This is a genomic window from Pseudoalteromonas sp. Scap03, from assembly GCF_013393115.1.
Classification (GTDB): Bacteria; Pseudomonadota; Gammaproteobacteria; order Enterobacterales; family Alteromonadaceae; genus Pseudoalteromonas.
Window position 1 is genome coordinate 1 of record NZ_VDEU01000003.1, and the last position, 13,405, is coordinate 13,405.

The 13,405-nt window shown below is 40.5% G+C and carries 10 protein-coding genes; 5 read left to right on the forward strand and 5 right to left on the reverse strand.

What is annotated here, in order from left to right; all coding sequences use genetic code 11:
• Positions 1–161 precede the first annotated feature (161 nt).
• The 3 genes from acs (at position 162) to FHG08_RS18475 (ending at position 4,610) form a co-directional block, all read left to right on the forward strand.
• A complete protein-coding gene (gene acs / locus FHG08_RS18465; RefSeq protein ID WP_178956465.1) occupies positions 162–2,102 on the forward strand; it encodes an acetate--CoA ligase in 1,941 nt (646 codons plus the stop codon).
• A gap of 92 nt (positions 2,103–2,194) precedes the next feature.
• Positions 2,195–2,854 (forward strand): response regulator transcription factor, encoded by a 660-nt coding sequence (locus tag FHG08_RS18470; RefSeq protein ID WP_138609309.1) that lies wholly within the window; start codon positions 2,195–2,197, stop codon positions 2,852–2,854.
• 148 nt (positions 2,855–3,002) lie between these two features.
• Positions 3,003–4,610: an AbgT family transporter gene (locus FHG08_RS18475; protein WP_138609311.1), complete on the forward strand. Its 1,608-nt coding sequence runs from the start codon at positions 3,003–3,005 to the stop codon at positions 4,608–4,610.
• A gap of 75 nt (positions 4,611–4,685) precedes the next feature.
• Here FHG08_RS18475 and purU read toward each other — a convergent pair whose 3' ends face one another.
• Positions 4,686–5,516 carry a formyltetrahydrofolate deformylase gene (gene purU, locus FHG08_RS18480; RefSeq protein WP_178956464.1) on the reverse strand — a complete coding sequence of 277 codons (831 nt, stop codon included), beginning with the start codon at positions 5,514–5,516 and terminating at the stop codon, positions 4,686–4,688.
• A gap of 404 nt (positions 5,517–5,920) precedes the next feature.
• Here purU and FHG08_RS18485 point away from each other — a divergent pair, with 404 nt between their 5' ends.
• Positions 5,921–7,588, forward strand: a complete 1,668-nt coding sequence (locus FHG08_RS18485) for a methyl-accepting chemotaxis protein (RefSeq protein WP_178956463.1) — start codon at positions 5,921–5,923, stop codon at positions 7,586–7,588.
• Positions 7,589–7,807: 219 nt separating this feature from the next.
• Positions 7,808–9,160, forward strand: a complete 1,353-nt coding sequence (locus FHG08_RS18490) for a magnesium transporter (protein ID WP_178956462.1) — start codon at positions 7,808–7,810, stop codon at positions 9,158–9,160.
• A gap of 76 nt (positions 9,161–9,236) precedes the next feature.
• On the opposite strand, the gene FHG08_RS18495 is transcribed toward FHG08_RS18490, so the two are convergent.
• The 4 genes from FHG08_RS18495 to FHG08_RS18510 form a co-directional block, all read right to left on the reverse strand.
• Positions 9,237–10,232, reverse strand: a complete 996-nt coding sequence (locus FHG08_RS18495; protein ID WP_178956461.1) for a GGDEF domain-containing protein — start codon at positions 10,230–10,232, stop codon at positions 9,237–9,239.
• 325 nt (positions 10,233–10,557) lie between these two features.
• A complete protein-coding gene (locus FHG08_RS18500; RefSeq protein ID WP_178956460.1) occupies positions 10,558–10,995 on the reverse strand; it encodes a hypothetical protein in 438 nt (145 codons plus the stop codon).
• Positions 10,996–11,008: 13 nt separating this feature from the next.
• A complete protein-coding gene (locus FHG08_RS18505) occupies positions 11,009–12,784 on the reverse strand; it encodes a S8 family peptidase (protein ID WP_178956459.1) in 1,776 nt (591 codons plus the stop codon).
• A 233-nt stretch (positions 12,785–13,017) separates the two neighbouring features.
• Positions 13,018–13,401 carry a DP-EP family protein gene (locus FHG08_RS18510; protein WP_178956458.1) on the reverse strand — a complete coding sequence of 128 codons (384 nt, stop codon included), beginning with the start codon at positions 13,399–13,401 and terminating at the stop codon, positions 13,018–13,020.
• Positions 13,402–13,405 lie beyond the last annotated feature (4 nt).

Here is a 13,405-nt window from a genome sequence, read left to right on the forward strand (position 1 = left end):
TTGCCTAAATACCAAACAGACTGTTGCAAATTTAACCTTGAAAGGTCAACAGACCCTAGTTATTTGAACCCAGATACAACTAATGTCTAATATTTAATAGTGCACTGCTGAGTAATCCTTGATGAAAAGCCAAAGGCAAGTAATATAAATTGGAGACTAATATGTCACAAAGTATCTATCCAGTTCCTGCACATATAAAAAACGCAGCGCTCGTCGATAATGAAAAATATAATACGATGTATAAACAGTCTATTGAAGACCCTGAAGGGTTTTGGGCTGAGCACGGTAAGCGTCTTGACTGGTTTACTCCATATTCAAAAGTAAAAAACACTTCATTTGATAAAGGCCATATCAATATTAAATGGTATGAAGATGGCTACCTTAATGCCTCTTATAACTGTATTGATCGTCATTTAAAAACAAAAGCAGATAAAGTAGCGTTAATTTGGGAAGGTGATGATCCTTCTCAAAGCGAAAATATTACCTATCAACAGCTACATGATGAAGTGGCAAAATTTGCTAATGGTTTAAAAAAATTAGGTGTTAAAAAAGGTGACCGTGTAGCCATTTACATGCCAATGAGCCCACAAGCGATATACGCAATGCAAGCTTGTGCCCGCATAGGTGCTATTCATTCAGTTATATTTGGTGGCTTTTCACCGTCTGCTATTGCGGATCGTATTAATGATTCGGGTGCTAAAGTGGTGATCACGTCAGATGAAGGCCGACGTGCAGGTAACTGTGTGCCGCTAAAAGCTAATGTAGATGAAGCCGTATTACAAGATTCTGTCACCACTGTTGAGCATGTAGTGGTGCATAAACTAACTTCAGGCGATGTTGATTGGCACGACCATGATATTTGGTGGCATGACTTAGTTGCAGATCAAACGCCAGAGTGCGAACCTGAACACATGAATGCTGAAGACCCGCTGTTTATTTTATATACCTCAGGTTCTACAGGTCAGCCTAAAGGTGTGGTACACACCACTGGTGGCTATTTAGTGTATTCATCTATGACTCACGAATACATTTTTGATTTAAAAGACGATGATATTTTTTGGTGTAGTGCTGATGTAGGCTGGATCACAGGTCACAGTTATATTGCATACGGGCCGCTCGTTAATGGGTGTACGCAAGTGGTATTTGAAGGCGTACCGACTTACCCAACAGCTGGTCGTATGGGTGAAGTGGTTGATAAACATAACGTAACGATTTTATACACAGCACCTACTGCCATTCGCGCATTGATGGCTAAAGGCGAAGAGCCGATTGCCAGCTCACATCGTGACAGCTTACGTATTTTAGGTTCTGTGGGTGAGCCAATCAACCCAGAAGCGTGGACTTGGTATTATGAAAAAATTGGTAAGTCGAATTGTCCTATTGTAGATACATGGTGGCAAACCGAAACTGGTGGCATCATGATTGCGCCATTACCAGGTGCAACCGATATGAAACCAGGCTCTGCAACCCGTCCATTCTTTGGCATTGCACCGGCGTTATTTGATGCTGAAGGCAATACATTAGAAGGTGCGGTTGACGGTAACCTTGTCATTTTAGATAGCTGGCCTTCGCAAGCGCGAACCGTGTATGGCGACCACGAGCGCTTTGAACAAACCTACTTTAGCGCTTACCCTGGTGTGTACTTTACCGGTGACGGTTGTCGTCGCGATGAAGACGGTGATTACTGGATCACAGGACGCGTTGATGATGTACTCAATGTATCAGGGCATCGTTTAGGTACTGCTGAAATTGAAAGTGCTTTAGTTGCTCATGAAGCTGTAGCTGAAGCGGCTGTAGTAGGTTACCCACACGATATTAAAGGCCAAGGTATTTACGTTTACATAACTCCTAACGAGGGTGTAACGGTGAGTGATGAGCTAACTAAAGAGATCCGTAATTGGGTTCGTAAAGAGCTAAGCCCAATAGCATCACCGGATATGATTCAGTGGTCGCCAGGTCTACCAAAAACACGTTCTGGTAAAATTATGCGTCGTATTTTACGTAAAATCGCGGCAAATGAACATCAACAGCTGGGCGATACTTCAACACTTGCGGATCCGTCTGTGGTTGATGAGTTAGTAGAAAATCGATTAAATCGTTAATTTCGCGTTAAAAGCTTGATTAGAAGTTGATTCTAAACGTAGTATATCGGCTGTTGTCTATTGGATAGCGGCCGAATTTTTGGGAGTGAACAATGAGTCAGTTTTTAATAGCGGACGATCATCCGTTATTTCGTGAAGCACTAAAAGGCGCTTTGAGTGCAAAGTTTGCGGGTTTAGAAGTTTTCGAATCAGCAGATTTTGACAGCACACTGCAGGTGTTAAGCGAACAAGAAGACCTTGATATATTACTACTAGATTTACACATGCCAGGTAACGGTGACTTATACGGCTTGATCCGTATACGTGAAGATTACCCAAGCTTACCTATTGCGGTGGTTTCGGGTAGTGAAGATGTAAATATTGTTTCGAAAGTTATGGGTTATGGCGCTATGGGGTTTATTCCTAAATCATCTTCATCTGATGATATTGCCAACGCAATTAACCAAATACTCGAAGGCGATACTTGGCTGCCAACTGAACTAAAAAGTAAAGTGGCTGAAATCGAAGGCGCAGATAGAGAAATTGCGGCACAAGTGGCATCACTTACTCCACAGCAATATCGCGTATTACAATACTTGCACGAAGGTTTACTGAATAAACAAATAGCCTACGAACTCCACATTTCAGAAGCCACAGTCAAAGCACACATTACTGCCATATTTAGAAAACTCGGTGTTTATAACCGTACCCAAGCTGTTTTAATTGCTGCAAAACTACAACTAGAACCGATAGAGCAAGCCCAAGCAGACTAAATTAGAGGCGAGAGCCTCTTTTTTGCAATCCAATCACAACAAACCCCTCAGTTATTACCATGACATAACAAGTCATTCATCTTTATTACATGACCTGCTCAGAAAATAATGCTAGGTTACGGGCATTTTGTAATTAAGAGAGCATGGTATGTCAGACTCAATAGACTCACCACACACATCCCAAGATGAAAATCAGGTCGCAAAGGGCGGCTGGTTTAATCGATTTTTAGCCACGGTAGAATTTTTAGGGAACATGCTTCCCCATCCAATTACCTTATTCGCGATGTTTTGTATTGCCATTATTTTATTTAGTGGCGTTGCCGATTGGTTTGGACTAAGTGCTATCGATCCTCGCCCTGAGGGCTCTGCCGGGCGCGATCCCGATGGTGTAATTGAAGTGGTTAGCCTACTCAGTGCTGAGGGCTTACAGCGTATTGTAACGGGCTTGGTGACCAACTTTACCAGCTTTGCGCCACTGGGTACGGTGCTAGTAGCGCTATTAGGTGTGAGTGTTGCAGAGCATTCAGGACTATTGTCTGCAGCAATGCGTGGCATGGTTATGGGGGCATCTAAACGTTTAGTAACCTTCATGGTGGTATTCGCTGCTATTTTATCAAACACAGCATCTGAGCTGGGTTATGTAGTATTGATCCCCCTAGCGGCAATGATATTTCATAGTTTAGGTCGTCATCCGCTTGCAGGTCTTGCTGCCGCGTTTGCTGGTGTATCGGGTGGCTATAGCGCTAACTTATTACTGGGTACTATCGATCCGTTATTAGCGGGTATTACGACGCCTGCAGCACAAATGATTGACCCAACTTACCAAGTAGGCGCTGAAGCAAACTGGTATTTTATGATGATTTCAGTGTTGCTAATTGCTGTATTGGGTACGCTTGTTACTGAGAAAATTGTTGAGCCACGTTTAGGCAAATATAACCCAGATGAAGCCAGCGAAGATTTAGCTCAAAATAATATTGCCGGTTTAACTGACAAAGAAAAATCAGGTTTAAAATGGGCTGGAGTTTCATTACTTGTTGTTTCGTTGTTACTCGCTTGGACGATTGTTCCAGCAGACGGTATTTTACGTAACCCTGAAACAGGTCTAGTTGCTCACTCGCCGTTTTTAAAAGGGATTGTTGTTTTTATTTTTGTCACCTTTGGTATTCCGGGTTTTGTGTATGGTCGCGTGGTTGGCACCATGAAAAATGATAAAGACGTGATCAATGCCATGAGCAAAAGTATGAGCTCTATGGGCATGTACATTGTATTGGTGTTTTTTGCTGCACAGTTTGTGGCATTTTTTAAATGGACTAACTTAGGCACAATTTTAGCGATTAATGGTGCCGCATTACTACAGGCACTTAGCTTAACTGGGCCGGAAGTATTTGTACTGTTTATTTTAATGTGTGCTTTAGTTAACTTAACTTTAGGCTCATCGTCAGCGCAGTGGGCAGTAACAGCACCTATTTTTGTTCCTATGCTAATGCTTATAGGTTATGCACCCGAGACAATTCAAGCGGCTTATCGTATTGGTGATTCAGTAACTAACTTAATTACCCCGATGATGAGTTACTTTGGTTTAATCCTTGCGGTTGCCACTAAATACAAAAAAGACATGGGAATAGGTACTTTGGTAGCCACTATGTTGCCATACAGCTTAATCTTCTTTGTTGGCTGGGTGGTACTGTTTTACTTATGGGTATTTGTTTTAGGTATGCCAGTAGGCCCTGGGGCACCAACGTATTACACACCCTAATTAAGTAAGGTTCAATATTTACTTATAAAAATGCCAGCTTAGTCGCTGGCATTTTTAATTTTGATATAAAACTAATTATGAAAACACAACGGTTTTATTGCCATTAATAAACAGCTTATGTTCTGATGCCAGTTGCAGTGCTTTACAGAACACCGTTTTCTCTACATCTTTACCCATTTTAGCCATCATCTCAGCTGTATTCGCATGGGTCACACTCGACACGTCTTGTAAAATAATAGGGCCTTCGTCTAGCTCATTATTAACAAAGTGAGCTGTGGCACCAATAATTTTCACACCACGTTCAAATGCCTGGTGATACGGCTTTGCACCAATAAAAGCAGGTAAAAATGAGTGATGAATATTAATGATTTTACCCTCAAAACGACCCACAAATTCAGGGCTCAAAATACGCATGTATTTAGCTAGGCCAATAATGTCAGGGTTATAGCTGGCAATTAAGTCACCGACTTTTTCGTCATGCTGACTGCGCGTAAGTCCTTCATGAGAAACCACATGAAAAGGAACATCAAACCCTTTCACTAGAGGCTCTAGAGTAGGGTAGTTGGCGATAACGGCGAGTATCTCAATGTTTAAGGCTTGCTCAAATTGCTTAAGTAACATGCCGCCCAAACAATGAGCTTCTTTTGTGGCTAACAGTACCACTTTGGTTTTTTCTTCACCGTGCAGTGCCACTTTTGCGCCAGCTGGTAATACGCCGCGCAGTTGTGACAAAAACTCAGCATGTGGTTCGCCAGTAAGCTCTGTGCGCATAAAAAAGCGCTGTGCATCTTTATCAACAAATTCATTATTACGAATAATATTTAAATCATGCTCATTACACAGTCCGGTAATTTTGGCGATTAAGCCTATATCGTCTGCGCATTGGGTGGTTAGTATATAACTCATTTTCCTCATTCTTACCCAGTGGTTAGTTGTTTCATTATTTGCGTTTTAACTCAGAAAGCAAGACCTTTGTTTGATACCCAATGTTTAATTTATATTAAAGCTAAAATAGCGTTATTCAGGTTAATTTAGCTTTAAGTAAATTTAATAAAATGTGTACTAGTAGGGTTTGTAATAATGAGATAAATCAGTTGTTTATTACTAGCTGTATACTATTGTCTAATTATAAAGTGGCTTTTAATATGTTTTACTAACATACGAGCATATTAAATTGCGAAACAACGCTACTTGTGCTTAATTTGTATACAATCGTGGTGTTGTTGTCAGTAATATAAACAATGGAAACGTAGTTGTTAAGCTACCGAAAAATAAAAGCTTAATGGCTAATAATGTTAATTGGAGAAATAATGGGTAATTTAAGCTTAAAAAACAAATTGCTACTGTTGGCTGTTTTACCATTGATTGTATTACTAATCAGTTTTATGGCAGGTTCTTATTATTTAGAGATGCAAAATCAACAGCAAAACTTTAATGAGTTTAAAACTAAATTAATTGCTGATAAACAAACTTTGCTAAGAACAGAAATAGAAATCGGCTCTAAAGTAGTGCAATACCAATTAGCACAAGGAAATGAGCAAGACGCTAAAGATGCGTTGAGAGATTTAACCTTTGGTGAAGATGGTTACTACTTTATTTATGATACCAATGGTATTAGTGTTTTTCATGCCTTATTGGGTGATGCAATAGAAGGTCAAAATAAAATAGGCATGACCGACCCAAACGGTAAAAAAATAGTGGTTGGCTTACTTGAGCAAGCGCGTAAAGGCGGTGGCTCGTTCACCTATCATTTTCAAAAGCCCAACACCACCGGCTTAGTCGAAAAAATTGGTTATGCAGCCATGATCCCAGGTACTAATTGGATGATAGGTACTGGCACATATATGGATGATATTGAAGCCGAACTGGTAAAGTATCAAGCAACCATGGAGCGCCATTTAAGCGAAAAAATGACCACTTTGGTTTTAATATCACTTCTGCTTCTTGGTTTAGCTGCCGCAGGTGCGTTGTACGCTTCTAACAATATGCTAAAACCAATTAAACGTATGGTGCAAAGCTTAGATGATATTGCCAAAGGGGAGGGAGATTTAACCCGACGCCTAGAAATAGATACCCATGATGAAATTGGTCAGTTAGGTGAATCTTTCAATGTATTTGTGAGCAAGCTACACAGCATTATTGCCGGTGTGGTTGATGTAACAAGTGACGTTAAAACAGCCTCTTCAGATATTAATACACAAACATTACTCATAGAAGACAAACTATTAAAGCATAATCATGAAACCGATTTAGTGGCAACAGCGATTACTGAAATGTCGGCAACATCCCATGAAGTTGCGCAAAATACCACACAAGTTGCAGTGTCAACGCAGGCGGCAACAAAAGAAGTGGCTAACGCGCAAGATTGTGTGGATGTTTCACTGAGCGAAGTATCAAACTTAATGGGCGAAATTAATCAAGCAGCAGAGCAGGTTAACTCGTTAAGTGAGCAATCTAAAAAAATTAACAGCGTATTGAGTGTAATTGGTGGTATTGCTGAACAAACAAACTTATTAGCATTAAATGCGGCAATTGAAGCGGCACGCGCAGGTGAGCAAGGTCGTGGGTTTGCGGTGGTAGCTGATGAAGTTAGAAGCTTAGCAAGCAGAACCCAAGACAGCACATTAGAAATTAACGAAATGCTAAGCGAGTTACATAATTTAGTGACGGCAGCAGTTGATGCTATGCATGCGAGTCAACAAAGCTGTAATCGTTCAGTTGAGTCTTCGCGCGCTATATCAGAAAGCTTAGGTGCGGTGACTACATCGGTAACAACAATTAATGATATGAGTACGCAAATTGCTACAGCAGCAACAGAGCAAAGCAGTGTAACAGAAGAAATTAACCGCAATGTGTATGCGATTCAAGAAATAGTTAATGAGTTAACACAGTCGAGTAAAACGACTTCGTCAGTAAGTAAGCACCTAGCTGGGCGAGGTGAAAACTTGGGTGACCTAGTAGGACAATTTAAAATATAGCGCGATTTAAAATACTAACTACACTAAGCCGTAACATTATTTGTTACGGCTTTTTTATTGGTTAGCGTTGAGTGGGTGATAGCAGCTATAAATATCTAACGACACAGAGATTTTTTAATATTTTTGGTCGTGTCTAATGTACACTATTAGCTATTCTTATTAATAAGTGCTTACTTATTACAGTAAATTTATAGTGAAAGACTATTTTAGGGTTTTAAAATGATAGAGTATCCGGTTGATCAGTTACCACAACTCATAAACGACTTATTGCAGTGTGATACCACAGAGCGTAAAAATAAATTACTGATAGATGCTCAACAAACCTTATCAACCGAACACTTATCTTTATTATTTGAAGCTATTCCTAAAGAGCAGCGCCTTGAAATTTGGCATTTATTAGATGAAGACACACAACACGAAATTTTTGTTAACTTAAGTGAAGATAGCTGTTTATGGTTACTGCAAACCCTAGATGACAGTGACGGTTTTAAATTATTAGACGAAGTTAACGTTGAAGAGCTGCTTGAATTAGAGGAAGTGATCCCGCAGCGCTTTACTGATTATGCAAAAAAACAGCTTGATGAAGCGCAAACTAAACAATACGAACTGGCGCAACAATATACGCCTGAGCAACTAGGTCACTGGATTGGTTTTGACTTTTTAAAGGTGTCAGACAAGCTCACTGCGGGTGGCGCTAAAAAGCTGCTACATAAAGGGTTACCGCAGTACAGCGAAGTGATTTATTTAGTGAGCCGCAAAGGCAGCTTAATTGGTGAAGTAGCAGTTAACGACCTAATAAAAGCGCATGATAATCAAAGCTTAGTCACCTTAACTAATCATGATTTTACCTCATTGCACGCAGACCACGATTTATATGAAGCCGCCGAGGTGGTTATTCACAGCGAGCAAATGGCCATGCCCGTGGTTAATGCCGAAAACAAACTAATAGGGCGTTTAACCATCGCATCAGCTTACGAGTTACGTCAAGAAATTGCTGACGAAGCCACAGCAAAAGCGGGTGGTTTACGTGAAGACGAAGACCTATTTGCCAGTGTTCGCAAAAGTGCTAAAAACCGTGGTATTTGGTTAGGTATCAACTTAGCAACCGCATTTTTAGCCTCATGGTTTATAGGCTTATTTGGCGCCACTATAGAACAAGTGGTGGCACTTGCGGTATTAATGCCTGTTGTGGCATCAATGGGCGGAATAGCCGGTAGTCAAACCTTAACAGTTATAGTGCGCGGTCTTGCGCTTGGTCAGGTTACCGACTCAAACCGTAACGCTCTACTTAAAAAAGAGCTGCGTGTAGGGGCGGTAAATGGCTTGGTATGGGCTTTAGTGATTGGTTTGCTAACGTATCTATGGTTTAGCGATATTATGCTTAGTATAACCATTACCGTGGCAATACTGCTTAATTTAGTGGCCGCGTCGTTGGCGGGCGTAGTGATCCCGTCTATTTTAGATAAAATGAAAATTGACCCTGCATTATCAGGCTCAGTTATTTTAACCACAGTGACTGATATTGTCGGCTTTGTGACCTTTTTAGGGTTAGGTAGTTTGTTATTACTCTAATTTTTAAGCTAAACGCCACCCCCATGAAGTGGCGTTTAATATATATAGCGTCATGAAAAGGCCTTTAATTTAAGCTTTAAACAATCGTACTTATTTTGTTTCTACCTTCTGTTTTTGCTCGATATAAAGCCGTGTCTGCGGCATACAATAGCGCCTCGTAGGTGCGGTACTGGTTATTATTTTCACTGGCAATTCCTTGGCTTACCGTAATTTTAACCTCTGGTGGCAAACCTATGTCGGTAAAGCTCATTTGTGCAATTTGTTGTTGTATATGGTTGGCCACAACCGTGGCGGTTTTTATATCGCAACGGGGTAAAATAATCGCAAACTCTTCACCGCCATACCTAGCAGCTAAACACTCTCTAGATGGAATGCACTGCAATAGCATTTTTGCTATTTTCTGTAAGCATTTATCGCCTTTAATATGCCCATAGGTATCGTTGAATTTTTTAAAGTGGTCAACATCAATTAATATACTGGTTAAAGGTTGTTGGCTTTGAATACTCTCTTGCCAGTATTTTTTTAACGACTCATCTAAAGCTAAACGGTTAGCAAGCCCAGTTAAATGATCGGTTGAGGCCTGTATTTTTAAACGGTTATACATGGCTTTATGAGTACTAAGATCGTGAAGTATACACACGTACAACTTTTGCGCCGATGCGAGACTTTTTGGCATGCTTGATATTGATAAGTCAGCTTCAATCACATCGCCATTGGCTTTGTTTATAGCAACTTCATTTGGGCCAATGCTAAGGGGAGTGTCCTTAATACCAATCCAATTTAATAAGGTCTGTTTATATTTATCAAGGTCTGCACCGTGTAAAAACGACAGTAAATTTTCGCCTATCAGCGACTGCTGAGAGTAACCTAATAGCTGTGCTGCCTTTGGGTTGGCAAACTCAAAACCACCCTGCTCATTCAGTACAAAAATACCTTCGGCGGTGCCATTAAATAATTCAACTAATGCACCAAACTGGGCATGCGAAAAAGGGGATAATAAAGCGCTATCGAAGGGCAATGCTTTACCGTTATTAGTTGCTGCAGTCTCTTTATTGTTAATTTGTTTCGACACGTTTTAGCCTTAGCATGGTACAGACGTTTTTGATGTCTACAAATTTACTTAAAAAAGTGCAATTAAACCTTTCGGTAATCTTCTGTTTTTAACTGTTTGATATTTAATGGTAAAAATCATGCTTGCACAGGTTTTAAGTAACCTGTGAAGGTGAAAATTAGTTACTCAGCAATTCAAAGTTGTGGTTTTTATTATAGATTAGTAATAAGGGATGATTATTAATAATGCTGCTTGGTATGTGTTAGCGTTAAGGTGTTTGGCTTATAAAAATTGCACAGGAATAAATCAGCCCTGTGCAATTTAGAAAATAAGAATAATTTTTTAATTAAACTACGTCTTCATTTTTAATTTGAGGATCGGCGCTTAAGCCTAGCTCACGCAAGTCAAAGCTTGCTTGTTTTATTGTCGGTTCTTGCGTTAATTGTTGTACTAGCTGCTGAATATTATTAGTGGTTGTGGTTACAACAACAATATCGCCTACGCGGTGTTTTAGCTGTAAGTTATAACGGCTTGCCAGTTGGCTAAAGTTGGCTTGGGTTGTTAATTGCAATAACACTTCGCCGGTCAGCTTTAGGCTATTACCGCTTTGGCTATCAGTTATACTATCCCCAAGCTGTAAGCTATTTGCGTTATTGGTTTGGCTCGTTAAGCTGGCGATAATTGCAGCGCCTGGCTTTACAGCAGTGTTTTTAGTTTGTGCTTGCGCTAATGAAAGAGTACTTACAATAAAAGTGAGTACTAACATAACAATCGTTGTTTTCATAAAAATTCCTTTATTAGTGGCCGTAAAAACGCAAAGACCAAGATAGCAGCGTGCCATCTACATTATTATTAGTGTCGTTCATGCTGAGTAAGCCTGCTTGCTCATTGTAAACTAGGGTTTGGCTAGTGCCATTGTCGGTATCAATTAAGCGAATTTGCCATTGCCCTGCCGCCGATTCGCCATAAAAATGTTGGCTCAACAATAGGGCATTTTGTACGGGGGTGCCGGTGGCATTTATTAATCCTGTGCGTGGGCTTAATAGCACACTGCGAGTACCTGATGGTGAAATAAGCTCAACGGCTAGGTCACGCATACGGGTATGATCAATCGATAGCTTTAACTGCACAGCTTCAATGGTTAGATTGTCAGTGATGGCTAGCGTATCTTGCACACCATTTACGTTAGCATCGGGTATTGTTAGCTCTGTGTTAGCGGTATGCCAATCAGATACCTGTAATGTGGGTAATAACGCAGTAGTTTGTTGAGCCATTGCAACAGCAGCGTCAACATCAATTGCGCCTAAGCCATAAAAGGGATGAACGTTGTATCCTGCCGCATTTTGTTGCCAACCAGGAATGGCGTTGTAGCTGACTGCATCACCATTTGCATCTGTAAAATTAATATCAACACCGGCATTGCTGCCATCGAGTTTACGTGCTGTTGTGGCGAGGATATGCTTAATGGTTCTGGCATCAAGTTGCGGGTTAGCCGACATAACAAGCGCTATTGCACCCGATGTATTGGCAGCTGCTGCAGAAGTGCCATACATGGCAGCGGTGGCATCGCAGTGGCTATCTAACCCGGTGTTTTGCAGGGGGATGTCTATTGTGCTGTTAATGGTATTAAAACCGGCAGCGCAGCCACTCATATCTGTGGTAACAATACCTGCTTGGCTTTGAGCGTTTTCACCACCGGGTGCGGTTAAAAATACATTAGCGCCAACAGAAGAGTACGATGCTAATTTACCGTTTGCGTTGTAGGCCGACACCAGCATATTCCAAAAACTAGCGTTATCGGTACTTAAATTAGCGTTATGAAATGGCAAGCCCGCGTTATTAAATGGTTGTTGCTGCTCATACGCAAATACTTGAAATGGCGTATCGCCAAAAAAAGTAGTGTATTGATAAAACGCGTTACCCGCTGACTTTACAAATAATGCACCTAAGCCGTTGTTACTGTTTAAGCTTACTTGCTGCATTACGCGCTCTTTTAATTGCAGGCTAAGAGTATGCTCTTCTGCATCAACGTTTTTAAATAATGCCGGCTTACTGCTGTAGCTTTGATTGTAAACGCGAGAGTTTGCAGAGCCCGTTAATGGCATACCATGCGATTGTAGCCAGCTACTCATTGTTTGCGCATCAAGATAATTAAACCCAACAAGGTCTGCATTAGGTGCAACACCACGACCGCCAATATTATTATTTTCTTGTGCGGCGATAATGCCAGCCACTGCTGTACCATGACCTGTGTTATCGGTTGGGGTAGCAGTGCCGGTTAACAAATTAAGTGAGCCTGTAATGGCATTATTAACTAAATCAGGGTGACTTAGTTCTATGCCGCTGTCTATTACGGTAACGGTAACGCCATCCCCTTTAATACCTTGCATATCGGTATTGAGTAAATTTAAATCTTCGCCCGTAACCGTGTTTGTAGTAAGACCATTGTGGCCGCTGTTATTTAAATGCCATTGGTAAGGTGTAAGAGGGTCGCTATTGGTTAAGTGATCCGCAGCGAGGCAGCTAAATGCACCAAGTAGGCAGCAACTTAGCAGGGTTTTTTTAATATACATAAATAATACAATCCTTATTTTTATGTTTTTGATATATAAATCAAATTGTTATTAGATTGTTTCGTATATTAAATTATTAAGCAATTGAAAGTTGAGGTTTTTATTATAGATTAGCAATAAAGGATGGTTATTAATAATGCTGCTTGGTATGTGTTAGCGTTAAAGTGTTTGGCTTATAAAAATTGCACAGGAATAAATCAGTCCTGTGCAATTTAGAAATTAATTGTTGTTAGTTATCTTTCTTTTTCATTTATAATTTGAGGATCGGTACTTTTATAGGCTTTGCCATTGCACTCAACATTAAATACTAAACAGGCGGTGCCTGGATTTTCACCGGTATCGATAATAGTAATGGTGCGGCCGTTATCGCTTACTTTAAAGCTAAAGTCTTGAGCGCAAGGTGTTTCTTTATTAACATCGGTGATAGTGGCGCCAGTGAATAAAAAACCTTTAGCAAGCGTGGCTTCATCTAAACTGTAAATGCCTGCGGTTTCTGTTCTTACAACTCCGCCGCCAGTCACTTCATTGCCATTTATAGAGTATGTAAAGTTAGCTTCGCCGTCATTGTCTAGTACAATGTTAACTTCAAAGTGAATTTGCTCTTGAGTATTATTCATATTA

Bases quoted from the DNA above. Each gene is read 5' to 3' on its own strand.
- acs (WP_178956465.1), top strand. From the start codon at position 162: ATGTCACAAAGTATCTATCCAGTTCCTGCACATATAAAAAACGCAGCG.
- FHG08_RS18470 (WP_138609309.1), top strand. From the start codon at position 2,195: ATGAGTCAGTTTTTAATAGCGGACGATCATCCGTTATTTCGTGAAGCA.
- FHG08_RS18475 (WP_138609311.1), top strand. From the start codon at position 3,003: ATGTCAGACTCAATAGACTCACCACACACATCCCAAGATGAAAATCAG.
- purU (WP_178956464.1), bottom strand. From the start codon at position 5,516: ATGAGTTATATACTAACCACCCAATGCGCAGACGATATAGGCTTAATC.
- FHG08_RS18485 (WP_178956463.1), top strand. From the start codon at position 5,921: ATGGGTAATTTAAGCTTAAAAAACAAATTGCTACTGTTGGCTGTTTTA.
- FHG08_RS18490 (WP_178956462.1), top strand. From the start codon at position 7,808: ATGATAGAGTATCCGGTTGATCAGTTACCACAACTCATAAACGACTTA.
- FHG08_RS18500 (WP_178956460.1), bottom strand. From the start codon at position 10,995: ATGAAAACAACGATTGTTATGTTAGTACTCACTTTTATTGTAAGTACT.
- FHG08_RS18505 (WP_178956459.1), bottom strand. From the start codon at position 12,784: ATGTATATTAAAAAAACCCTGCTAAGTTGCTGCCTACTTGGTGCATTT.
- FHG08_RS18510 (WP_178956458.1), bottom strand. From the start codon at position 13,401: ATGAATAATACTCAAGAGCAAATTCACTTTGAAGTTAACATTGTACTA.